Source organism: Lentzea sp. NPDC058450, from assembly GCF_042721395.1.
In the GTDB taxonomy this organism is placed as follows: Bacteria; Actinomycetota; Actinomycetes; order Mycobacteriales; family Pseudonocardiaceae; genus Lentzea.
In genome coordinates, this window is sequence record NZ_JBHXLO010000005.1 from 74,824 (window position 1) to 96,758 (window position 21,935).

Genomic DNA, 21,935 nt, shown 5'->3' on the forward strand with positions numbered 1-21,935 from the left:
CGATCGAGCACGTGACCAACTCCCGCTGGCGGATGTCCGTCCTCGTCGCCGGCCACGCGGTGGACGACCTGTACCAAGGGGCCGTCCCCGCCGTCGTGCCGTTCCTCGTGCTCGAACGCGGCTACAGCTACCTCGCGGCGGCCGGCATCACGGTCGCCGCGACGCTGTTGTCGTCGGTGGTGCAGCCGCTGTTCGGCGTGCTGATCGACCGGCGCCCGGTGCCGTGGCTGGTGCCGCTCGGCATGACGCTCGCCGGGGTGGGCGTCGGGCTGTCCGGGCTGAGCGACTCGTACGTGCTGACGTGGCTCGCGATCGCGCTGTCCGGGCTCGGCGTCGCCGCGTACCACCCGGAGGCGGCCCGGCTCGCGCGCCGCGTCGCGCAGGACAGCCACGTCGGCATGAGCTGGTTCGCGGTGGGCGGCAACGTCGGGTTCGCGCTCGGGCCCGTGCTCGTGACGCCCGTGCTGGCGTTCGGCGGGCTGGCGTGGAGTCCCCTGCTGGCCGTTCCCGCGCTGGTCGGGGGTGCTTTCACGCTCGCCGCGCTGCGCGGGGTGCACGGTGCGTCGGCAGCGGCCACAACAAGAGAGGGGCGGGACGACTGGGGGCAGTTCAGCAGGCTGACGGTGATCATCGTGGCGCGGTCGATGGTGACGTTCGGGCTCGGCACGTTCCTGGCGATCTGGGTGACCCAGCGGGTCGGCGGTGGTCCGGCGGCCGGAGCGGCGGCACTGGTGGTGCTGTTCGGGGCCGGTGCCGCGAGCACGTTGCTGGGCGGTGTGCTGGCCGGACGATGGGGGCGTGTCCGCGTACTACAGGTTTCGTACGCACTGGCGGTGCCTGCTGTCGCGGGCGTCGCACTAGTGCCCGGACCCGCCGTGTACCTGATGGTGGCGCTCACGGCCGTGGCGCTCTACGTGCCGTTCTCGCTGCACGTCACTCTTGGCCAGGACTACCTGCCGAACCGCGTGGGCACGGCCAGCGGCGTCACGCTCGGCCTCGCGGTCAGCATCGGCGGCCTCGGCTCCCCGGTCGTCGGCGCCATCGCCGGTGCCTCCGACCTGCGGTGGGGCCTGCTGTCGCTGGTGCTCATGCCGGTCGTCGCGGCGGTCGCGGCGCGCGGCCTGCGCTCACCGGGTTCGATGCGGGCTTGAGTGCCGGTGACTACGGTTGACGGCGTGCGAGTGGCGACGTGGAACGTGAACTCAGTCAAGCAGCGCGTGCCGAGGCTTCTGCCGTGGCTCGACCAGCGGCAGCCTGACGTCGTGTGCCTGCAGGAGACCAAGCTGGCCGACGACGCCTTCACCGCGCTGCTCGGCGACGCCCTGAAGGAACGCGGCTACGAGGTAGCGCTCTTCGGCGAGACCCAGTGGAACGGCGTCGCCCTGCTGTCCAAGGTGGGTCTGGAGGACGTCGCCGTCGGCGTGGCCGGTGCACCGGGTTTCCCGCACGTGGAGGCACGAGCCGTGGCAGCCACGTGCGGCGGCGTGCGCGTCCACTCGCTGTACGTCCCGAACGGCCGTGAGCCCGAATCGGACCACTACAAGTACAAGCTCGAATGGCTGGCGGCCCTCCGCGACGTCCTGGAGGCCGGACCGGCGGACGCCCTGGTGTGCGGCGACATCAACATCGCCCCCGCCGACGCCGACCTGTTCGACCCCGAGGCCTACATCGGCCAGACCCACGTCACCGAACCCGAACGCGCCGCGTTGCAGGCCATCGAGTCGTTGGGCTTCCACGACGTGGTGCGCGAACGGTGGCCCAACGAGCGCATCTTCAGCTACTGGGACTACCGCGCCGGCATGTTCCACCGCGACCTCGGCATGCGGATCGACCTGATCCTGGCGTCGGAGTCGGTCGCGCCGCGCACCAAGGCGGCGTGGATCGACCGGCACGCCCGCAAGGGCACGGGGCCGAGCGACCACGCGCCGGTGATCGTGGACCTGGACGAGGCGCCGGACGGCGACATCGGGCCCGTGGTGCCGCCACCGTCGTCGCCGGGGTCGAAGAAGAAGGTCAAGCTGCCCCAGGCGAAGTAGCTCAGGCGGGCTGCAGCGTCACGGTGAAGGCCGCGCCGCCCTCCGCCGCAGGCCCCGCCACGATCGTGCCGCCCATCCGCGTCACCAGCCCGTGCACCAGCGCGAGCCCGACGCCGGTCCCCACCGGCCGCGTCTCCTGGTAGCGCGCGTGCAGCACCCCGCGGTCGAACGCCACGGGGTAGTCCTCGGGCGCCAGCCCCGGCCCGCCGTCGCGCACCTCCAGCACGGACGACAGCGACAGCACCACGGGCAGGCCGGCGGGCGTGACGCGCAGCGCGTTCTCCATCAGGCCGTCGATCACCTGACGCAGACGGCGGGCATCAGCGCGTACGACCGGAGACGACGACACCTCCAGCGAGAACTGCACACCGCGTGCATTGCAGCGGGCGTGCCAGACCTCGGCGGCCGAGCGCACGACGGGTTCCAGCGACACGGTGGCCATGTCCAGGCTGAAGTCGTCGGCGCCCAGCCGGGCCAGGTCGAGCAGGTCGGTGACCAGGCGGTCCAACCGGCGGGCCTCGTCCAGGATCACGGTGCCGACGGGGGCGACCTGGGTGCCGGTGACCACGCCGTCGGCCAGCGACTCGGCGAAGCCCGTCACGGCGGTCAGCGGGGTGCGGAGCTCGTGGGAGACGGAGAGCAGGAAGTCGCGCTGGCGGGACTCGCTGCGGTGCAGGGCGTCCGCCAGGGAGTTGATCGCGTGACTCACCTCGGCCAGTTCGTGGGTGCCGACGGGAGGAACGCGCAGGTCCCGGCGGCCCGCCGCCATGGCGTGCGCGACGGAGGCCACCCGGCGCAGCGGGCGGGCCAGGAAGGTGCCGAGGGCCAGGCCGGCGAGGACCGCGACGGCCAGGCCCACGGTCAGCGCCAGGAGGATGTTGCGGATCAGCTTGCGGTAGGTACCGCTGTTCTCGGTCTGCTGGACCAGGGCGAAGCCGCCCGCCCCCGACGGACGGGCCTCCACGTTCAGACGGCCGCTCACCCCGGACGCGGCAGAGCCGGACAGGACGCGCTGGTAGTCGATCGACCGGACCGCTCGCACGGCCGCGCGGTCGGCGCCGGTCACGTCACCCGACGCGGTGATCCGGACGATCGCGATGCCCTGACCCTCCAGGATCTGCTCCACGCGGTTGTTCGAGATCTGCGGCGCGACGACGTCGGCCTGCGCGCGCAGGAACTCCTGGCTCACCTGCTGGGAGGTGGTGGTGACCTGGCGGATCGAGACGAAGCCCGCCACGGACACCGCCACGAACGCCACTCCCAGGCACAGCAACGCGATTCTGCCCGCGAGGTTCATGAGGCGTCCGCCGAGTAGCCGACGCCTCGCACCGTCCGAATAGGACTCGAAGCACCGAACTTCGCGCGCAGCTGGGCTACGTGCACGTCCACCGTGCGTGTGCCGGCAACGGACGAGTAGCCCCACACGGCGGAGAGGAGTTGCTCACGCGAGAACACCTGACGTGGGTTCTTCATGAGGTACGAGAGCAATCCGAACTCCGTTGACGTCAAGGCGACCTCGGCCGAACCGGCGAACGCACGCCGTTCGCCCACATCGAGCCGGATGGAACCCACCTGCAGAACGTCCGACACGACACCGGACGACCGACGCAGCACCGTGCGCACGCGAAGCGCCAACTCGCGTGGGCTGAAAGGCTTGGTGATGTAGTCGTCGGCGCCCAGCTCCAGCCCGAGCAGGCGGTCGACCTCGTCGTCACGCGCCGTCACGAACAACACGGGTGTCCAGTCGCCCGAAGCCCGCATCGCCCGGCAGACCTCGATGCCGTTCATGACCGGCAGACCGACGTCGAGCACGACGGCCACGGGCGAGAGTGCGCGGACCGCGGCCAGTGCCGCGTCTCCCGAGGACTCCAGGTGCACGCCGAAGCCGTCGCGCCGCAGGTAGAGCGACACGAGCTCGGCGATCGCCGGTTCGTCCTCCACGACGAGCACCAGGCCACGTTCCACGCGTTCACCCCGGCTGGTTGAGGTCCGACTCGATGCTGTTCAACGTAGATTCCACATCATCGAGGTCGTTGGGCGCCTCTTCGCCCCGGCACGCCGTCAGGGCGAACAGCAGGACGACCGCGGCGACCCACCTCACTTCGACCCGCAGTGCTCGGTCTTGAACTTGGCGACCCGCTCGCCCGCCTTGGCGATCTTCACGAGCTGGGCGTCGCGCAGCTTCAGCCGGGCGTCCAGCACGTCCGCCCGCGCGGTGTTGCCGTTCTTGCGGGCGTCGGCGGACTTCTGCTCGATCCACTTCTTCGAGCCGAGGGTCTCCGCGGTGCCGTTGATCTTGTCCGTCAGCGCCTTGACCTTGGCTTCCACCCTCGGCACGCGCTCCGAGCAGATCTTCTGGACCTTCTCCGGGCTGATCGTGATCGGTTCCTGCGCCGACGCGGTCCCCGCGCCGAGCAGCAGCAGTCCCGCCACCAGCCCACCGATTCGCGAAATGTTCATGGCACAGAACGATGACCGCTCACGGTCAGAGCACGGTCCGCCGAATGTTCGGGTTCTGCAAAGATCACGCCTGATAGGTGTAGATGGCCTCGGACGCGGGGATCGGCGGCCGCCGGCTGTCCTCGGGCACGTCCAGCAACGCCCAGATGATGTGCCGTCCACCTCCGGCGGGTGTCTCGCCCATCGTGAAGTTGCAGACGGCGATGGACGCGACGTTGTGCCTCATGACGTGCCACTGCTTGAGGTCGAACCGTGCGGTCGTGCGCACCGCGACGGACATCTGGTCGCCACGCATGCGCAGCAGCAGCGCGAGCGAGTTGTCGTCCTCGACGTGCGACACGAGCTCCACGGCCACCTGGGGCGCGACGTCGAGCAACGACTGGACACCCCACCGCTCGCAGGCGCGCTCGGTGATCCGCTCGGCCACGTGCGGCAGGCAGCGGCACGTCGGCAGCGGCGCGTCCACCCGGTCCTCCTGCCGGTGCCGGACGACCGCGCCCACGGCTTCGGACGTGGTCGTGTACATCGGGATGTGCCGGGGCAGCCCGCGCGACTCCAGCGTGGACCGCAGCCGGTGGTCGCTCACCACGATGCTGAGCGAAATGCCCGGCCAGCGCGCCGCGGACAGCCACACGACGTCGAACAGCACGAGCAGCGCGGGGGACTCGGCGACGAGCTCGTCCAGCTCCACGACGACGCCGACGAGCTCCTTCGTGGCGTGGTCGAGCAGCACGTCCTGCGCGCGCATGTACGTCGCCCAGTCGAGCCGCCCGCTGAACCTCACGACGAGCACGCCGTTCTGCTCCCGGACGTCGACCTCAAGGCTGTTCATCGCCATGACCCCTCCCGCCGACGAGCGTCCCCAAGCTTTCAAGACTGTCGATGTGACCGCATGCGCCCTAGGGGGTAACTACCCGTGTTTCGGCGTTGGTACCTCCGGGGGACCGCGTTGCAGCGAGAGATCGCACCGACCTAGGGTGCGGCTGTGGGAGGTTCGCTACACCCTGGTCGGAAAGGCAATTTGCCTGCTGACACAACTACTTTCGTCGGCCGCAAGCACGACGTCGCCGAGGTGCGCAGGCTGCTGTCCGGGTCGCGCCTTGTCACTCTTACGGGTGTTGGTGGCGTCGGCAAGACGCGGCTGGCGTTGCGCGCGGCCGCCGAGACGCACCGGGCGTTCCGCGACGGGGTGTGGTGCGTCGACCTGGGCGGAGTCACCGATCCGGACCTGGTCGTGCACACGGTCCTGGAGCAGCTCGGCGTCCACGACGACACCGTTCGCATGCACCGCACCGTCCTGGTGGAACACCTGCGCGACCGCCAGATGCTGATGGTTCTGGACAACTGCGAGCACGTCATCGAATCGGCGGCCGATCTGGTCGACGCGTTGTTGCGCGGTGTGCCCGGCCTGCGCGTTCTCGTTACGAGCCGGGAACGCCTGGGTGTCGACGGCGAACACCTCTGGCAGGTTCTGCCGCTGCCGGACGAACCGGCGCTGGCGTTGTTCGCCGAACGGGCGGCCGCCGTCGAACCGGGTTTCGTCGTCGACGAGCGCAACCACCGGCAGGTCAGCCAGATCTGCGCGTTGCTCGGCGGCATTCCACTGGCGATCGAACTGGCCGCCGTGCGCCTGCGCGTGTTGAGCCTTGACCACTTGTTGTCCAGATTGGACAACACCTTCCGGGTCCTCGTCGACGGCAAGCGCGGCGGCGACCCGAGGCACCAGACGTTGCACGCGGCAGTCGACTGGAGCTTCCACCTCTGCACCCGCGACGAGCAGATCCTGTGGGCACGGGCGTCGGTCTTCGCCGGCACGTTCGACCTGGAGGCGGCGGAACGGGTGTGCGCGGGCGAGAGCGTCCCGGCCGAGGAGGTCCTGCGGTCGCTGCAGGGACTGGTCGACAAGTCCGTCGTCGTGTCCGAGCAGCACCCGGCCGGCACCCGCTTCCGGCTGCTGGAACCGCTGCGCCAGTACGGCCTGGAGAAGCTCCGCGCCGCCGGTCGCGAGCAGGTGATGCGCGAACGGCACCGGGACCACTTCATCGACTGGGCCGAGCGCCGCGAGGCCGAGTGGTTCGGCCCGGCCCAGGCGCAGATCTTCGGCCGCACCCGCCTGGAGCACGCGAACCTGCGGTCGGCCCTGGACTTCTGCTTCGAGCAGGACGGCGACCACTGCGTGCACCTCGCGAGCACGCTGTGGTTCTACTGGGCGGGCTGCGGCATGCTCGGCGAGGGCCGGCACTGGCTCGACCGGGCCGTGGCGGGCGCGAAACCCGGCCCCCGGCGGGCCAAGGCGCTGTGGGTCAACGGCTACGTGTCGACGTTGCAGGGCGACCTGCCCGCGTCGGTCCGGATGCTCGACGAGTGCCGCGAGTACGCCCTCTCGTCCGGTGATGGGACCGCCCTCGCCTACGCGACCCACCGCATCGCCTGCACGCACCTCGTCGGCGACGACCTCGACCTGGCCGACAGCGGGTTCGCCGAGGCCATGCGCCTGTACCGGGGCCAGGGCACGGTCAACAGCCACACCATGCTCGCGGGCATCGAGCTCGCGATCTCCGCGACGTTCCGGCGTGACTTCGCCGCCGCCGAACGGCTGTGCGTCGAGGCCAAGGCCGTCGGCGAGGAGCACGGCGAGCTGTGGGCGCAGGCGTACGCGATCTGGGTGCTGGCGTTGTGCGCGTGGGTCAGCGGCGACCTCGTCCGCGCCGACCAGCTCGGCCGCGAGTGCCTGCGGATCAAGCGCTCGTTCCACGACCTGCTGGGCATCGTGCTCGCGATCGAGCTGCTCGCCTGGATCGCGGCCTCGCGGCGTGACGCCGTGCGCGCGGCGACGTTGCTGGGCGCCACCAACGAGATCTGGCAGTCGGTGGGCTACCCGATGTTCGGGTCGCGGTACTTCGGCGCGCCGCACGGCGAGTGCGAGTCGGCGACGGTGTCCGCGCTCGGCGAGCAGGAGTTCCGCGCCGTGTTCCGCAAGGGCATGGACCTCGAACTGGAGGACGCCATCGCGTTCGCCATCGGGGAGGAGGAGCGCGCCGCTCCGGCACCGGCCGCACTGCTCGCGCCGCTGACCCGCCGCGAGCAGCAGGTGGCCGACCTGATCGCGGGGGGCATGTCGAACAAGGAGATCGCGGCCCGGCTGGTGATCGCGCGCCGGACCGCGGAGGGACACGTGGAGCGGATCCTGCAGAAGCTCGGGTTCAGCTCACGGACGCAGATCGCGACCTGGGTGACGGAGCGCCGCGCCTAGGGGCTTGTTTCGAAACTAGTCCACGCAAGGGATTCCGTCGTTGGGCGGCGGTGGTGGCGGCGCGGAGGCCAGTTCGGTCACCTTCGCCCGCACCTTCTCCCGGTCCACCTTGTTCACGTCGAGCCCGCCGAGGTGCGCGCCGCCCTCGATCGGCAGGGTGTCGAACCGCACCTCGGTGGGCAGGTTCCTGGCGAACTCCACCAGGTCGAACCGCGCGTCCAGCACGACGTCCTGCTTCGCCATGTCGATCATCGCCTGCACCGCGCCCACGTCCGCGCCCTTGAGCCGCTTCGTGACGGCGGACAGGAACGCCTGCTGCCGCCGGGTGCGGCCGAGGTCGCCGTCGCGCAGCCCGTGCCGTTGCCGCACGAACGACAACGCCTGGCCGGCGTCGAGGTGCTGCGGCCCGGCCGGGAAGTCCGCGCCGGACAACGGGTCCTTGGTGGCGTGCTGCAGGCACACGTCGACGCCGCCGAGGCCTTCGGCGATGTGGAAGAAGCCGATCAGCGAGATCTCCACCAGGTGGTCGACCGGCTGGTTGAGGAACGCCGACACGGTCCGCACCTGCGCGCGCCGACCGGCCTCGCGCCCGGCGCGTTCGAGCTCCCGCTTGTCGTGCGTGCCGGCGGCGCGCAGCCGGTCCTCCTCGGCGATCTTGGCCCGCCCGTACGCCTCCTTGATCTTGCCCTCGCCGCCCGACTCCAGCGCCACGAGGTTGTCGCGGGGCACCGACATCGCCACGGCCGGCCCGGTTTCGGGGATGTGCAACAGGATCAGCGTGTTCGCGTTGTAGCCGCCGCGGTCGCTCTCGCCCGCCTGCATGCGGCGCAGCACGTCGTCGGGCAGCGGGTCGCCGTGCAGGTCCAGGCGGGTGGTCAGGCCCATGACCAGGATGTTGCGGCCGGACTCGGAGCGCGGCGCGTCGTCCGGGATCGCGGAGGACCGCTCGACGCCCGTCGCGATGGTGGACACAGTGGACCAGGCGAACGCCGAGGCGGCCAGCACGACGAGGCTCAGGGCCGTCCAGGCGAAGCGGGTGAGGACCAGAAAGACGGTGCGGTGATGGCCACCACGTGATTGCATGAACGAGACACCCCCTCCACTATTCTAGGTGGTCATGGGGGTTCAACTGCCCAGTCTCGCCGCGCTCGCGGTGCTGGCGGTGTTCACGCAGACGGGGGTCTGGGTGGACGGTGAAGGGTTCGGCTGGGTCTTCGGCGCGTGGCTCGTGAGCGGCACGCTCGTGGCCTCGGCGCTGGTCAGGCGGGTAGGTCTCTGGACGGTGGCACCGGCGCCACCTCTCGTGTTCGTCGTCGTCGCGGTGGCTGACGCGGCGTGGGAACGGCAGACGAAGAGACTCCCGCTTTGGGGAAGCAGCAAGGAGTTCGCGGCTGACGCGGTCCCGTGGCTGGTGAACGGGTTCCCGTGGATGGCGGCGGCGGTCGGCGCGGCACTGGTGGTCGCGGTCGTCCGTCTTTTCTCTGGGGGGAAGCGGAAATGCAGGTCTTCGTCGATCGAAGCGGCGGCAGACGGGTAGCGGCGAGGCTGGTCAGCTGGACCGTCGCGAGTGGACTGATCGTGTTCGCCGCCGTGGTCGGCGGCACGTTGCTGGGAGCCTGGTGACGCGCACGCCCAGGCTGCACTGGATCTCCATCCTGCTCGGGTTGCTCGTGCTGATGAGCGTGGTGTCGTTGCACGCCTACGCCGCGGTCAAGCCCGAAGCCGTTCCGCACGAGGGTGAACGTAACGAGCTGCCCGCGGGCACGCTCGCGCTCGCGTTCCACGGCGGCCCGGACCCGAAGTGGACGCCGCGCACCCTGGACCGCCTGCGGGACGCGGGGATCAGGGCGACCTTCTACGTCACCGGCGCCCAGGTCACGCGCCATCCCGACGTCGCGCGCCGGGTCGTCGCCGAGGGCCACCGGATCGGGCTCGACGGGTTCCGGACCGAGGGCGACCTCGGCGACCCGCTGAACCTCGCCCTCGCGCAGGCGGCCCTCGCCGACGCGCTGGGCGTCCACACGAGCCTGGTCGGCGCGCCTGAGGAGGTCGACAGCGGCGACCGCGAGCACCAGGACATCGGCACGCTGGTGCGGATGTCGTTGCAGGAGGGCAAAGGCGTCGTCCGGCTGCACGACGACGGCAGCATCGGCGGCGACATCGCCCGTGAACTCGCGAAGCAACCCGGCTACCGGTTCGTGCTCGTCAGCGACGCACCATCGGTCGAGGCCTCGGGCAGCGAACGGTTCACCGGCGCGGTCACGGCGTGGTCGCAGCGCAACGGCGGGGTGGTGCTCGTGCTGTTCGGCACGGCCATCGGGATCGCCGCGCTGCTGGGCCTGCTGCGGACGTTGATGCAACTGGGTCTCGCGCACACCGACCGCCGGCTGCGGCGCGAGCAGGAGCCACCGCCGTGGTTCGCGCCGCCGGTCTCGGTGATCGTGCCCGCGTACAACGAGGCGTTGAACATCGCCGCCACGGTCAGGTCCATCGCCGCGAACAACCACCTCGCCGACGTCGAGGTGATCGTCGTGGACGACGGCTCGTCCGACGGCACCGGGGACCTCGCCGAGGAGCTCGACCTGCCCGGCCTCACCGTGATCCGGCAGGCCAACCAGGGCAAGCCCGCCGCGCTGAACGCGGGCGTCCGCGCGGCCCGGCACGACGTCCTGGTGCTCGTGGACGGCGACACGATCTTCGAACCGGAGACCGTCGGCCAGCTCGTGCAACCGTTCGCGGACGAGGAGGTCGCTGCGGTCTCCGGCAACGCCAAGGTCGGCAACCGGCAGGGGATCCTGGGCCGCTGGCAGCACCTGGAGTACTGCGCGGGGTCCAACCTGGACCGGCAGATCCTGCACGCGCTGCGCTGCATCCCGACCGTGCCGGGCGCGGTCGGCGCGTTCCGCCGGGCCGCGCTCACCGACGTGGGCGGCGTCAGCGAGGACACCCTGGCCGAGGACACCGACCTGACGATGGCGGTGACGCGCGCGGGCTGGCGGGTCGCGTACCGGCCGGAGGCCAGGGCGTGGACGGAGGCGCCGGTCACCGTGCGCGGCCTGTTCCGGCAGCGGTACCGGTGGTCGTACGGCACGTTCCAGGCGATGTGGAAGCACCGCGGCGCGTTGGTCGAGAAAGGACCGATGGGCCGGTTCGGGCTCCTCTACCTGCTGGCGTTCCACCTGCTGCTGCCCCTGCTCGCACCCGTGATGGACCTCCTCGTGCTGTACGGGTTCCTCGTCGCGGACGCACCGCTCGGGCTGGTCGTGTGGACGGTGTTCCTGCTGATCCAGACGGCGAGCGCCGGGTACGCGCTGAGGCTCGACGGCGAGTCGCTGAAGCCGTTGTGGGCCTATCCGCTGCAACAGGTGGTGTACCGGCAGCTCATGTACGTCGTGGTGATCCAGTCGCTGATCACGGCGTTGCACGGCACGCAGCTGCGGTGGATGTCGGTGCAGCGGACGGGCAAGCTAGCGGACGCGCCCGGGCCCGGTACGGTCGCTGTGCCCTAGGCCGCTGCTCCGCAGACGGCGGCGAGTTCGCCTTTGAGTCGGTCGTCCGGCCTCCGCTTCGGCCCGAATCGCCTTCGGCGGTTGACCCGAAGAGGAGGCCGGACGACCGACGCGAACTCGCGGTTCAGCTGATCGACGGGAGACGGGGTTGGGTCGCACGCCGCTGGACGCGCCGGAGCGTCTGCAGGAGGTCTTCGCCGCCGTCCTCGACGTGCTGGCCGAGGTCGGCTACGCGAGGTTCAACATGGACCTCGTGGCCGGCCGGGCCCGCGCGAGCAAGGCGAGCCTCTACCAGCGCTGGCCGTCCAAGGCGCGGCTCATCACCGACGCGCTCAGGGCGAACCTGCCGCAGCTGCCGCAGCCCGACGAGGGCGCGTTCGCCGAGGACGTCCGCCAGATCATCCGGGCGTGGGGCGAGCCGCCGTTCGACACGGCGGGGATCTTCCTGGGGCTGCTGGAGGGCAGCCGACAGGACGCCGACCTCGCTAGCCTGCGCGAGGAGCACGTCGACCGCGCCTACACCGAGCACCTGCGGGTCGCGGTCGACCGGGCGAAGGCGCGGGGCGAGCTCCCCGACAGCCTCGACACCGACTTCCTCATCACCGCGCTGATCTCGACGTTCGTGCTGCGGTCGGAGGACCCCGGGGTCGTCGAGGGCATCGTCGACGGCCTGTTGAGACCACTCCTCAGTACATTTCGGACCAAATAACTCGCCAGGGCGTAGTCGTTGCGCTACGTTCGGTCATGGATTCAAAAGAACAGTTCTGTTCTGTTGAGGGGGATGTCCATGACCGAAGCCGCTGTCTGCCCCGTCCCGCACGAGAACCGCGTTCACCCGCTGGGCGCGCCCGCCGGGTTCGAGGAGGCCATCAGCGACGGCCCGGTGAAGATGCTCTGGCCCAACGGCGTCGAGGCCTGGGTCGTCAGCAGCTACGCCGGCGTCCGCACGGTGCTCTCCGACCCGCGGTTCAGCGCGAACAAGGACGGCCAGCCCGAGATGCGCACCGAGGGGGAGCAGGTCCTCGGCCGGCCGGAGCCCGGGAACATGAACGTGATGGACGGTGCCGAGCACCTGCGGCTGCGCCGGCCGCTCTCGCGGGCGTTCATGGTCAAGCGCCTCAACGAGATGCGCCCGCGCATCCAGGAGATCGTCGACGAGCACCTCGACGCGATGGAACGGGCCGGAGCACCCGCCGACCTGGTGTCGTCGGTGTGCCTGCCGGTGCCGTCGCTGGTGATCGCCGAGCTGCTCGGCGTGCCGCCGGAGCACCAGGAGCTGTTCCAGGCCACGGCCAGGGAGATGTTCGGCAAGAACGGCTCGCGCGCCGAGTACGAGGCGAAGGCCGCCGAACTGGGCGGAGTGCTGATGAAGGTCGTGGAGGAGAAGAAGGCGTCGGGCACCACCGACGACCTGATCGGCCTGATGGCCAACGACACCGACTTCGACGTGGAGGAGCTGCTGTTCCTCGCCATCGGCCTGCTCGCGGCGGGGCACGAGACGACGTCGAACTTCTTCGGCCTGTTCACGCTCACGCTCTTCGAGAAGCCGGACCAGCTGGCGATCCTGCAGCGCGACCCCGGCCGCGCGGACGCCATCGTCGAGGAGCTGATGCGCTACACGGTCGGCAGGCTCGGCGGCGCGGGGCTCGCCCGCAAGGCGCTCGAGGACGTCGAGGTCGACGGCGTCACGATCCGCGCGGGCGAGTGGGTCGCGGTGACGTTCCAGGCCAACCTGGACGACGCGCTGTGCCCGCACGCCGGTGAGCTCGACCTGGAGCGCAGGGCGGTGTCGCACCTCGGGTTCGGGTTCGGCCCGCACCAGTGCCTCGGCGCGAACCTGGCCAGGGCGGAGCTGCAGATCCTGCTCCGCTCGCTGTTCACCCGGTTCCCGAACGTCCGGCCGGCGATCCCCGTCGCCGAGATGGACTTCCGCGAGGACATGATCACCTACGGCGCGGCGACGATTCCGGTGGTGTGGTGATGACGGTCCGGATAGACCAGGAGAGGTGCATCGGTTCGGGTCAGTGCGTGCTGGCCGCACCGGACGTGTTCGATCAGTCGGATGACGACGGGCTCGGCCTCGTGCTGATCTCCGAGCCGGCCGCGGACCTGCTGCCGGGCGTTCGTGACGCGGTGGACAGGTGCCCGGCCCAGGTGGTCACCCTGGAAGAGTGAATTCAGCGGCCGATCCGGTGCGATGTCGTCACGGGAAATTGATTCAGTCCGACATGCTTGACACCTCGATGGCCCCTTTCCGATCACCATGACCGTCCGAAATCGTAGGCGCGGCCACCACGGCGTTGTGGTGGCCGCGCCGACATGTCCCGGGAAGGTCGAAAGACCCTTCCCGACCAGGCCGGACAGCGGGATGGTGACGCGGCGCGGTGAGTACCGGCGGTGTGTAACGGGTACCCGTACAACGGGTGACCGGCGCACGTCAGGAGGGCCCAGCTATGTTCGACGGCGAAGCATTTCCCGCTCGTGTGGACAAAACGGATGTGCGGCACGTGGAATCGCTCACGGGCGCACTCAGAGCACTGGACCACGAATACGGCGGCGGCGCCTGCCGCGACGCCTGCGTCGCACTGCTGAACTGGGCGAACCCGCTGCTCGACACCGGCTCGTCCGGCAAGGTGCTGCACCGGCTCCAGGTGGCCATCGCGGACCTGCACAACCTGGCCGGCTGGTCGTCGTTCGACATGGGACTGCTGGAGTCCGCGCACCTGCACTTCGGCCGTGCGATGGGTCTCGCGCGCGCGTCGGGCAACAGCGCGTTGGAGGCGAACATCCACTACCGGATGGGTCGCGTGCACCTGCACTACGAACTGGCCGAGGACGCGCTGGCGTCGTTCCAACGAGGACTGCCGATCGCGCAGGCCAGCGGGTCCACTCTGGCCGTGTCCATCCTGCACGCCAACGAGGCGTGGGCGTTCGCGAAGATGGGCGCGGAAAGGCAGGCGCTGCGCCAGTTCGCACGCGCCGAGGACGAGTTCGAACGGTCGGTGGCCGAGGACGCGCCGCCGTGGGCGAGGTTCTTCGACCTGGCCGACCTGGTGTCGATCGGCGGCATGGTGCACACCGAGCTCGCCCGCACCTGCGACGTGAAGTACGCGCGGTCGGCGATTCCGCTGCTCACCAGGGCGATCTCGGCGGGCGGCGAGGACGCGTCGCGCAGCCAGTCGTTCCGGCTCGCCGCGCTGGCGGTCAACTACCTGGTGCAGAACGAGGCCGAACACGCGCGTGATGTCGGGGAACAGGCCATCGCGCTGTCCGGCCCCATCCGTTCCGCCCGCACCCGTGACCGCATGCGCCCGTTGCGGCAGGAAGCGGAACGCCTGCGGGGCAACGAGGCCGCCGACGACCTCGTGTCCCGGCTCGGCAAGTTCATGACCGCGTCGCAGGGAGCTGCTTGAAAGGCGCCGCCGAGGCCCGAGGAGAGGTTTGGGCTGTTCGAGCCCCGGCGGCACCGTCTGGGAGGGAGCGACGTCCGGCTGGGGGCCTGGGCGCCGCTCCGCTCGGCGTTCGTCAGCGACCCTGCCTGGGGGGTTCGGGGCGCTGACCCTTCCTGGCTGTGAGCATCACGACCGCCGCTGACATTTCGCTGACACCTGGGGTTACCGGCTGGTTAGGATCGGTCACATGCAGCGCCGGTGGGGGTTCAGGGTTCTCGGATCGTTGCAGGTCATCGACTCCGGACGGGTCGTGGAGCTGCGTTCTGCCAAGCAACGCGTGCTGCTCGCCGCGTTGCTGATGAAGGCGAACGCGCCGGTGTCGTCGTACGAGCTGATGGAACACCTCTGGGGCGACGAGCCTTCCGGTGCGGCGCGCGCGACCTTGCAGACGTACGTCATGCGGTTGAGACAGTCGCTGGACGACCTGGCGGACCGCAAGCTCGTCCGCACGTGGCCGACCGGCTACTCGATCCACCTCGAGGACGACCAGCTCGACCTGCTGACGTTCCAGCGGTTGCGGGCCGAGGCCCGCCGCGCGCCGGACCTGGAGACCGAGGCACGGCTGCTCGGCGAGGCGGCCGCGTTGTGGCGCGGACCGGCCCTCGACCAGGTGTCGTCGTTGCGCATGGAGCAGACCGACGTCCAGCGGCTCAACGAGCAGCGCTGGGAGGTGCTGGAACGCCGCAACGACGCGGAGCTGCAACTCGGCCGGCACGACCAGATCGTCGACGAGCTGCGGTCCTTGGTGGCGGAACACCCGCTGCGCGAACGCTTCTGGTTCCAGCTGATGCTCGCCCTGCACCACACCGGCCAGCAGGCGCAGGCCCTGGACGTGTTCCGGCGCGCGAGCGAGGTGCTCGCCGACGAGCTCGGCATCGACCCGAACGCCGAACTGCGCGCGCTGCACATGGAGGTGCTGGCGGGTTCGTCCGCACCGGTCGTCGCCACCGGGACGGGACCGTCGTGGCTGCCGCCCGCCGTCGGTGACTTCTCGGGTCGTGCCGCGGAGGTCGTGCGGCTCACGGCCGGGCTGCGCGCCGGGGGCACGTGGACGATCACCGGACCCGGTGGCGTCGGCAAGACCTCGCTGGCCGTGCACTGCGCGCACCTCGTGCGGGACGCGTTCCCGGACGGCCAGCTGTACCTGAACCTGCGCGGGGGCGAGCAGAAGCCCGTCGAACCCGCCGCGGCGCTGGACCGGTTGCTGCGCGGGCTGGGCGTGTCCGGCGGCGCGATCCCGTCCACTGTGGAGGATCGCGTCGACCTGTACCGCGACCTGCTGTCGGACCGGAAGATACTGGTCGTGCTGGACAACGCGGTGAACGAGGCGCAGGTCCGGCCGTTGCTGCCGGGGACCACGTCGGGCGCGGCGCTGGTGACGTCACGGGCCGCGCTGGCCGGACTGGAGGCGGCGCACGTGGTGCCGCTGGACGTGCTGCCGTCGGTGGACGCTTTGGCGTTGCTGCAGGCCGCGGTCGGCGAGGCCCGGTGTGCGGCCGAACCCGCTGCGGCACAGCAGATCGTGACGTACTGCGGGAGTCTGCCGCTCGCGTTGCGGGTGGCGGCGGCCCGGTTGGTGGCGCGGCCGCACTGGCAGCTCTCGAAGCTCGCCGGGCGGCTCTCCGACGAACGGCGGCGGTTCGACGAGCTGTCGCTGGGCGACCTCGACGTGCGGGCGTCGCTCGCCCTGAGCTACGACGGGCTGGACGAGTCGCACCGGACCGCGTTCCGGTTGCTGTCGCTGGTGGACACCCCGGACTTCCCGGCCTGGGTGGCGTCCCCGTTGCTGGGCTTGGACTTGGACGACGCCGAGGACAACGTCGAGGCGCTGGTCGACGCACGGCTGGTCGACTACGCCGGGCGCGATGCGTTGGGACAGGTGCGTTACCGGCTGCACGACCTGCTGCGCGCGTTCGGCCGTGAGGCGGCTTCGGAGGATCCGGCGGAGGCGCTGAAGGCGTTGTTCGAGCAGTGGCTCGACCTCGCGATGCGCGCCGACGTCGAGCTGCCGCACCAGGGGCTGCGGCTCGAACCCCTTGCGCTGGAACGGTTCGACCTCGGCGACGCGGCCGAGTGGTTCGACGCGGAGTGGCAGAACGTCCACGCGGTGATCACGCAGGCCGCGGCTCTGGGCCTCGGTGCGCTGGCCGCCGAGCTGGCGATCCGGTCGGCCGCGTTCTGCGACCTGCGGGCCCGTTTCGACGACTGGGAGCACATCAACGCGCTCGGCCTGTCCTGCGCGCCCGCGGATCGCAGGCCGATGTTGTTCCAGCAGCGGGGGATTCTCCGCGCCCGGCTGCACGACTACGCCGCCGCGTCCGCCGACTTCCAGGCCGCGCAGGAGGGTTTCGTCGAGGCAGGGGACGTCTGGGGCGAGGCCTACGCCTGGTACGGCACGGGCTGGATGCACGAGTGGAGCGGGCGTTCCGCGGAAGCCCGTGCGGCACATCGGGAAGCCATGGAACGGTTCGTCGCGTCGAGCAACCCGCACGGCGAGATCGAGGTGCTCTGCTCGTTGGGTGCCATCGAACGCCGTGCCGGTGGCCTCGCCGCGGCGCAGGAGTACCTGGAACGTGCCCGGCGCGTGGCCGGACAGCTCGGCGACGAGCAGAGCGAGCTGATGGCGACGCTGGAACTGGGGCGGCTGCACCAGTTCACCGGCGAGCTGGACGAGTCGGCGGCGTTCCTGCGGTCGTCCCTGGCGGCGGCGCAGAAGCTCGGCGACCCGGACCTCGCGGCCAACGTCCGGCTGTTCCTCGCGGACACGCTGGTGCGGTCGGGCCAGCACTCCCTCGCCGAGGAACAGCTGCGCCAGGCCTGGGAGTTCTTCGAGGAGCACGACGACCGGCAGGGCCGCATCTGGGTGTGGCGCCTGCGGTCCGGGCTCGCCGCCACGCCCGAGGAGGCGCTGCGGCTCGCGTCCCTCGCCATGGACCAGGCGCGCGAAATGGGCTCTCCGCCCGAGTTCGGCCGTTCGCTGCGCGTGCTCGGCAACGCCCTGGAGCGGTCCGGCCGTGCCGAGGAGGCCCGCGAGCACTGGCGTCAGGCCGAGGAGACCCTGACGGCGGCGGGGTTCCAGGCGGAGGTCGACGAGCTCCGCCTGGCGACGTCCTGAGAGTTCCTAGCCCCTGTCCTGCAAGTCTCGCCGGGCGAGTGCGGCGGCCGAGGGCCCCGGAGACGGCACCGCCGCAACGCCCGAATACGCCCGGTATGAGGTCGTCGCGGCGGCACCGCCTCCGGGACTCTCGCCCGCGTCTCTCACCTGACGAACTTGCAGGACAGGGCCTAGCCCTGGTTCTGGCTCAGGACCGTGTCGACGGTGACCCCGGAGGCCACGATCATGCTCAGCAACGGATCCGGCACCGGCCGGTGGAACTGCACGACGTAGTTGTCGGCGGTGGAGAACATGGCCTTCGAGAACCCCTGCCAGGTCTTGGTGATCCGGGCGACCTCGGTGCCGGTGTGGTCCTGGAGCGAGAAGTTCCAGGCCCGCCAGTTCTCCGCGTAGATGCCGCCGACCTGCATTCCGTTGCACACGTAGGCGAAACGGACTTTTCCGAACACGTTCTCCTGCACGATCTCGCCGATCGGCATGCCGTCGCCGCGTTCGACCAGGACCTTCGACTTCCACATCGTCGCGGGCCGGGTGATGCGCAGCAGCGGCAACCCCTGCACGTCGCGGATCTCCAGCCGGACGTCCAGCATCGAGTCCATCTTCGTGAAGGCGCGCAACGCCTTCGCGGCGCCGGACTGGCCGACCTGCTCGACCGTGCCGAGGTGGCGCGCGTGCTGGTCGTAGATGACGTACGAGTTGGACATCTCGATCAGCTTGGCCTTCTGGTTCACCACCAGGACCGGTTCGCTGAACAGGGTTCCGCCGCCGCCGGAGACCACGCCCTGCACGCCGGCGCGTTGCACCTGCTGGGCCACGCGGTCCTGGCCGGTGCCGCCCATCTGCATCTCGGTGTGGTGGGCGTCGGACTGCTCCTGCCGCGGCTGGACGTGCGGCGTCCACTGAACGCCGTCCCACCACCGGACGAACCGCGGGTCGGCGTTGTCCGGGTACCACCCCGGCGCTGTGTTCATGGTGGGAGCGTACGACTTCCGGCACACGCTGGCGCCGGGCGACAGGGCACGGTGTTGTCGCCCGGCACGTCTTCAGCGCGTCAGCTGATCGTGATCGCTCCGGCGGGGCAGAGCCCGGCCGCTTCCTTCGCGCCCGCTTCGTGCTCGGCGTCCGGATTCTCCTGCAGCAGCACGACGGTGCCGTCGTCCTCGCTCTGGTCGAACAGGTCCGGGTCGGTCAAAACGCACATTCCCGAACCGCAGCACTTCGTCTGGTCGACGGAAATCCTCATGACGACCACGCTACTGGCAACGAGTGGACTCCGTAGATCCCCATGTCGGTGCGCAGCGGCACCTCCTCGGGGGCGACGTCGAGCCGGAGGTCCGGGAACTCCTCGAACAGCTTCGCGAACCCGATCCTCATCTCGATGCGGGCGAGCTGCTGGCCGAGGCACTGGTGGATGCCGTGCCCGAACGCCACGTGCCCGCTCGCCGGCCTGCGCAGGTCGAGCTCCTCGGGGTTGCCGGGGAACTTCTCCGGGTCGCGGTTGGCCGCCGGGACGTGCATCACCACGGAGTCTCCGGCCCTGATGAGGTGGCCCTCGATCTCCACGTCCTCCAGCGCGGTGCGCGTCGGTCCCAAGTGGATGATCGACAGGTACCGCATCAGCTCCTCGACGGCGTTGTCGATCACATCCGGCTCGTCGCGCAGGATCTTGAGCTGGTCCGGGTGCTGGAGCAGTGTGAACGTGCCGAGGCCCAGCATGTTCGCCGTGGTCTCGTGCCCGGCGATCAGCAGGAGCAACGCCATGTTCGACGCTTCCTGGTCCGTGGGTTCCCCCGTGGCGATCAGGTCGCTGATCATGTCGTCGCCCGGGTTCTCCTTCTTGCGGGCGACCAGTTCGCGCATGAACTCCTGGATGCGCCCGAAGGCCTCCATGGACTCCTTGAACGAGGTGTCCAGGCTCAGCATCTTCGCGGTGTCGTCCTGGAACCGCGACTTCTCCTCGTACCCGACGCCGAGCAGGGCGCAGATCACCAGCGACGGCACCGGCATCGCGAACTCCTTGACGAGGTCCGCCTTGCCGTCGAACGTCCGCAGGTGCGCCAGCTGGTCGTCGACGATCTGGCCGATCCACTCGGACAGCTGGTTCATCCGCCGGACGGTGAACTGGCCCTGCAGCATCTTGCGCAGCCGGGTGTGGTCCGGTGGGTCCTGGCTCAGGAACATGCCCGGCTCGGCCTTGCGCTTGTCCTTGTCCTCGGGCAGGTCGCCCTGGAAGCGCAGGTCGAGCAGGTGGTGGTTCTCCGGGCGGTTGCTGAACTTCGGGCTCCCCAGGATCTCGCGCACCTGGTGGTGGCCGGTGACCAGCCAGCCGAGGTGGCCGTCCGCGAACTTGAGCCTGCTGACGCGGGCCTGCTCGCGGATGGCCGTGACCTCGGCCGGCGGGTCGAACGGGGTCTGGCGCTTGGTGGGCAGTTCGTCGGAGATCAGTTCGGTCATCTCGCACACCTCCCAGTGCTCAGCAGAGGACCTACTTCTGAAGCTACAGAAGTTTCATGACTCCGTGAAGGTGAATCCAGGGTGACGGACCGCCACGACCCGAAATCTGTCCGCATCTGCCGGTCGTGCGTCGCGACGGCCACCGCGGCCTTCGTGTCGTTCAACGCCTCGGTCAGCTCGTCGACCAGTGCGATCGACAGGTGGTTGGTCGGTTCGTCGAGCAGCAGCACGTGCGGGGAGCCGCTGAGCAGGATCGCGAGCTCCAGCCGGCGGCGTTGGCCGGTGGACAGCCGCGCGACCGGGCGGGCCAGGTCCGTTCCGGTGAGCAGACCGAGGCCCTCCACCTGCGGGCACAGCTGCAGTGCTGTGGCGTGCTCGTTCTCGAACACCGACTCCTGGGCCAGCAGCGCGACCTTGCCGACGTGGTGCACCGTGCCTCGAGCAGGCGTGATGCGGCCGGCCAGGACGTTCAGCAACGTCGACTTGCCCGCCCCGTTCGGGCCGGTGATCAGCAGCTTCTCGCCCGCGCTGAGCGAGATCGGTTCGGTCAGGTTCACCCGTCCGGGTACTGCGAGCGGGGTGGCGTGCAGCAGGTCGCCGCTCGCCTCCAGCTCCGGCGGGGTGAAGCGCAACGGCGGCGGGGGAGCGTCCACCCGTTGGCCGTCCAGCTCGTCCAGCCTCCGTGCGACGTTGCGCATCTTGTTCGCCGCACGGGTGCTGCGCTTGTGCTTGAACGCGCCCTTCGGCGGCCGCCAGTTGTCCTTCCTCCGGGACTGGGCGCGTTCGACCTTGTCGGCCAGCTCGTCGTGCTCGGCCTCCTCCTGGGCGAACCGCTGCTCCCAGCGTTGCCGCTCGGCGCGTTTCGCCTCCTTGAACGCCCGGTAGCCGCCGCCGTGCAGGTGCACCTCGCCGTCCGGGGTCGGGTCGAGGTCGAGCAGCTGGGTGCAGACGTCGTCGAGCAACGTGCGGTCGTGGCTCACGAGCACGACGACGCCGTGGTGCTGCCGGAGGCGTTCGGTGAGGAACGCGAGCGCGCCCGCGTCGAGGTGGTTGGTCGGTTCGTCGAGCAGCAGGACGTCGGCGCGTTCGGCGAGCAGGCACGCGAGCCTGACCCGGTAGCGCTGGCCCACGCTGAGGCGCGCGAGCTCGGTGGCCTTGTCGTGGTCGGCGTCGAGTGCTTTGAGGGCGATGCCGGCCCGCCGTTCGGCGTCCCACGCCTCGATGGTCTCGGCGTGTGCCAGGGCCTTCTCGTAGCGCTGCTCGTCGAACGGCTCAGCGGCACCGTCCAGTTCGGACAGTGCCTCGCGGCTCTCGCGCAGCGCCTCGGACAGCAGGTCCCCCACCGTTTCGCCTTGGTAGAACGGCATTTCCTGTTGCACCAGGCTCAACGAACCGTGCCGGGTGACAGTTCCCTGGTCCGGCACGAGGTCCTCGGCGAGCAGGCGGAGGAGGGTGGTCTTGCCGCGGCCGTTCTCGCCGATGATGCCGAGGCGCTGGCCTGCGGAGACGGTGAGCGAGATGCCGTCGACGACGGGCCCGGCCTCATAGCCCTTGGTGAGATCTTGGGTCGTCAAATGAACATGCGAACGCACGGGGATCCTCTTTTTGAGTACGCGAAATCAGGACGTGTTGCGCGGAGGCACACGTCCGAAATCA

At 70.2% G+C, this 21,935-nt stretch carries 20 protein-coding genes; 10 read left to right on the plus strand and 10 right to left on the minus strand.

From position 1 onward, the window contains the following. Positions 1–11 precede the first annotated feature (11 nt). Both ACFWNN_RS10265 and ACFWNN_RS10270 read left to right on the plus strand, forming a co-directional pair. The gene (locus tag ACFWNN_RS10265; RefSeq protein ID WP_382439574.1) at positions 12–1,151 is read left to right on the plus strand and encodes an MFS transporter; all 1,140 of its coding nucleotides are present in this window, start codon (positions 12–14) and stop codon (positions 1,149–1,151) included. A gap of 24 nt (positions 1,152–1,175) precedes the next feature. Continuing rightward, positions 1,176–2,036 carry an exodeoxyribonuclease III gene (locus ACFWNN_RS10270; RefSeq protein ID WP_382439575.1) on the plus strand — a complete coding sequence of 287 codons (861 nt, stop codon included), beginning with the start codon at positions 1,176–1,178 and terminating at the stop codon, positions 2,034–2,036. Position 2,037: 1 nt separating this feature from the next. On the opposite strand, the gene ACFWNN_RS10275 is transcribed toward ACFWNN_RS10270, so the two are convergent. The 5 genes from ACFWNN_RS10275 to ACFWNN_RS10295 form a co-directional block, all read right to left on the minus strand. Then, positions 2,038–3,333 carry a histidine kinase dimerization/phospho-acceptor domain-containing protein gene (locus ACFWNN_RS10275; RefSeq protein WP_382439576.1) on the minus strand — a complete coding sequence of 432 codons (1,296 nt, stop codon included), beginning with the start codon at positions 3,331–3,333 and terminating at the stop codon, positions 2,038–2,040. Next, positions 3,330–4,001, minus strand: a complete 672-nt coding sequence (locus ACFWNN_RS10280) for a response regulator transcription factor (protein WP_382439577.1) — start codon at positions 3,999–4,001, stop codon at positions 3,330–3,332. The genes ACFWNN_RS10275 and ACFWNN_RS10280 overlap by 4 nt, the downstream gene beginning before the upstream one ends. A gap of 4 nt (positions 4,002–4,005) precedes the next feature. Continuing rightward, positions 4,006–4,137 (minus strand): hypothetical protein, encoded by a 132-nt coding sequence (locus tag ACFWNN_RS10285; RefSeq protein WP_382439578.1) that lies wholly within the window; start codon positions 4,135–4,137, stop codon positions 4,006–4,008. Beyond that, on the minus strand, positions 4,134–4,496 hold the full coding sequence (locus ACFWNN_RS10290; protein WP_382439579.1) for a hypothetical protein: 363 nt from the start codon (positions 4,494–4,496) through the stop codon (positions 4,134–4,136). The genes ACFWNN_RS10285 and ACFWNN_RS10290 overlap by 4 nt, the downstream gene beginning before the upstream one ends. A 64-nt stretch (positions 4,497–4,560) precedes the next feature. Continuing rightward, positions 4,561–5,328 carry an STAS domain-containing protein gene (locus ACFWNN_RS10295; RefSeq protein WP_382439580.1) on the minus strand — a complete coding sequence of 256 codons (768 nt, stop codon included), beginning with the start codon at positions 5,326–5,328 and terminating at the stop codon, positions 4,561–4,563. A 189-nt stretch (positions 5,329–5,517) separates the two neighbouring features. On the opposite strand from ACFWNN_RS10295, the gene ACFWNN_RS10300 reads away from it, so the two are divergent. Beyond that, a complete protein-coding gene (locus ACFWNN_RS10300; RefSeq protein ID WP_382439581.1) occupies positions 5,518–7,749 on the plus strand; it encodes an ATP-binding protein in 2,232 nt (743 codons plus the stop codon). Between the two features lie 15 nt (positions 7,750–7,764). Here the strand turns inward: ACFWNN_RS10300 and ACFWNN_RS10305 are convergent, their stop codons facing one another. Further along, positions 7,765–8,832, minus strand: coding sequence for an LCP family protein (locus ACFWNN_RS10305; protein WP_382439582.1), 1,068 nt, complete (start codon positions 8,830–8,832; stop codon positions 7,765–7,767). Between the two features lie 34 nt (positions 8,833–8,866). Between ACFWNN_RS10305 and ACFWNN_RS10310 the strand changes: the two genes are divergently transcribed. From ACFWNN_RS10310 to ACFWNN_RS10340, 7 genes are all read left to right on the plus strand, one after another. Beyond that, positions 8,867–9,286, plus strand: coding sequence for a DUF6542 domain-containing protein (locus tag ACFWNN_RS10310; RefSeq protein WP_382439583.1), 420 nt, complete (start codon positions 8,867–8,869; stop codon positions 9,284–9,286). Positions 9,287–9,368: 82 nt separating this feature from the next. Then, the gene (locus tag ACFWNN_RS10315) at positions 9,369–11,258 is read left to right on the plus strand and encodes a glycosyltransferase (protein ID WP_382439584.1); all 1,890 of its coding nucleotides are present in this window, start codon (positions 9,369–9,371) and stop codon (positions 11,256–11,258) included. Between the two features lie 148 nt (positions 11,259–11,406). Next, positions 11,407–11,967, plus strand: a complete 561-nt coding sequence (locus ACFWNN_RS10320; RefSeq protein ID WP_382439585.1) for a TetR/AcrR family transcriptional regulator — start codon at positions 11,407–11,409, stop codon at positions 11,965–11,967. A 78-nt stretch (positions 11,968–12,045) separates the two neighbouring features. Beyond that, the gene (locus ACFWNN_RS10325) at positions 12,046–13,239 is read left to right on the plus strand and encodes a cytochrome P450 (RefSeq protein WP_382439586.1); all 1,194 of its coding nucleotides are present in this window, start codon (positions 12,046–12,048) and stop codon (positions 13,237–13,239) included. Continuing rightward, a complete protein-coding gene (locus ACFWNN_RS10330) occupies positions 13,239–13,433 on the plus strand; it encodes a ferredoxin (protein ID WP_382439587.1) in 195 nt (64 codons plus the stop codon). The genes ACFWNN_RS10325 and ACFWNN_RS10330 overlap by 1 nt, the downstream gene beginning before the upstream one ends. A 332-nt stretch (positions 13,434–13,765) precedes the next feature. Next, positions 13,766–14,671: a hypothetical protein gene (locus tag ACFWNN_RS10335; protein ID WP_382439588.1), complete on the plus strand. Its 906-nt coding sequence runs from the start codon at positions 13,766–13,768 to the stop codon at positions 14,669–14,671. 226 nt (positions 14,672–14,897) lie between these two features. After that, positions 14,898–17,825: a BTAD domain-containing putative transcriptional regulator gene (locus ACFWNN_RS10340; protein ID WP_382439589.1), complete on the plus strand. Its 2,928-nt coding sequence runs from the start codon at positions 14,898–14,900 to the stop codon at positions 17,823–17,825. Between the two features lie 170 nt (positions 17,826–17,995). Here the strand turns inward: ACFWNN_RS10340 and ACFWNN_RS10345 are convergent, their stop codons facing one another. The 4 genes from ACFWNN_RS10345 to ACFWNN_RS10360 form a co-directional block, all read right to left on the minus strand. After that, the gene (locus ACFWNN_RS10345; protein WP_382439590.1) at positions 17,996–18,796 is read right to left on the minus strand and encodes a phospholipid scramblase-related protein; all 801 of its coding nucleotides are present in this window, start codon (positions 18,794–18,796) and stop codon (positions 17,996–17,998) included. Between the two features lie 80 nt (positions 18,797–18,876). Beyond that, positions 18,877–19,068 carry a ferredoxin gene (locus tag ACFWNN_RS10350; protein WP_382439591.1) on the minus strand — a complete coding sequence of 64 codons (192 nt, stop codon included), beginning with the start codon at positions 19,066–19,068 and terminating at the stop codon, positions 18,877–18,879. Next, positions 19,065–20,279 carry a cytochrome P450 gene (locus ACFWNN_RS10355; RefSeq protein ID WP_382439592.1) on the minus strand — a complete coding sequence of 405 codons (1,215 nt, stop codon included), beginning with the start codon at positions 20,277–20,279 and terminating at the stop codon, positions 19,065–19,067. The genes ACFWNN_RS10350 and ACFWNN_RS10355 overlap by 4 nt, the downstream gene beginning before the upstream one ends. After that, positions 20,276–21,853, minus strand: a complete 1,578-nt coding sequence (locus ACFWNN_RS10360) for an ABC-F family ATP-binding cassette domain-containing protein (protein WP_382439593.1) — start codon at positions 21,851–21,853, stop codon at positions 20,276–20,278. Before ACFWNN_RS10360 ends, ACFWNN_RS10355 begins: the two co-directional genes overlap by 4 nt. Positions 21,854–21,935 lie beyond the last annotated feature (82 nt).

Bases quoted from the DNA above. Each gene is read 5' to 3' on its own strand.
- ACFWNN_RS10350 (WP_382439591.1), bottom strand. From the start codon at position 19,068: ATGAGGATTTCCGTCGACCAGACGAAGTGCTGCGGTTCGGGAATGTGC.
- ACFWNN_RS10330 (WP_382439587.1), top strand. From the start codon at position 13,239: ATGACGGTCCGGATAGACCAGGAGAGGTGCATCGGTTCGGGTCAGTGC.
- ACFWNN_RS10325 (WP_382439586.1), top strand. From the start codon at position 12,046: ATGACCGAAGCCGCTGTCTGCCCCGTCCCGCACGAGAACCGCGTTCAC.
- ACFWNN_RS10355 (WP_382439592.1), bottom strand. From the start codon at position 20,279: ATGACCGAACTGATCTCCGACGAACTGCCCACCAAGCGCCAGACCCCG.
- ACFWNN_RS10310 (WP_382439583.1), top strand. From the start codon at position 8,867: ATGGGGGTTCAACTGCCCAGTCTCGCCGCGCTCGCGGTGCTGGCGGTG.
- ACFWNN_RS10290 (WP_382439579.1), bottom strand. From the start codon at position 4,496: ATGAACATTTCGCGAATCGGTGGGCTGGTGGCGGGACTGCTGCTGCTC.
- ACFWNN_RS10345 (WP_382439590.1), bottom strand. From the start codon at position 18,796: ATGAACACAGCGCCGGGGTGGTACCCGGACAACGCCGACCCGCGGTTC.
- ACFWNN_RS10340 (WP_382439589.1), top strand. From the start codon at position 14,898: ATGCAGCGCCGGTGGGGGTTCAGGGTTCTCGGATCGTTGCAGGTCATC.
- ACFWNN_RS10275 (WP_382439576.1), bottom strand. From the start codon at position 3,333: ATGAACCTCGCGGGCAGAATCGCGTTGCTGTGCCTGGGAGTGGCGTTC.
- ACFWNN_RS10305 (WP_382439582.1), bottom strand. From the start codon at position 8,832: ATGCAATCACGTGGTGGCCATCACCGCACCGTCTTTCTGGTCCTCACC.
- ACFWNN_RS10295 (WP_382439580.1), bottom strand. From the start codon at position 5,328: ATGAACAGCCTTGAGGTCGACGTCCGGGAGCAGAACGGCGTGCTCGTC.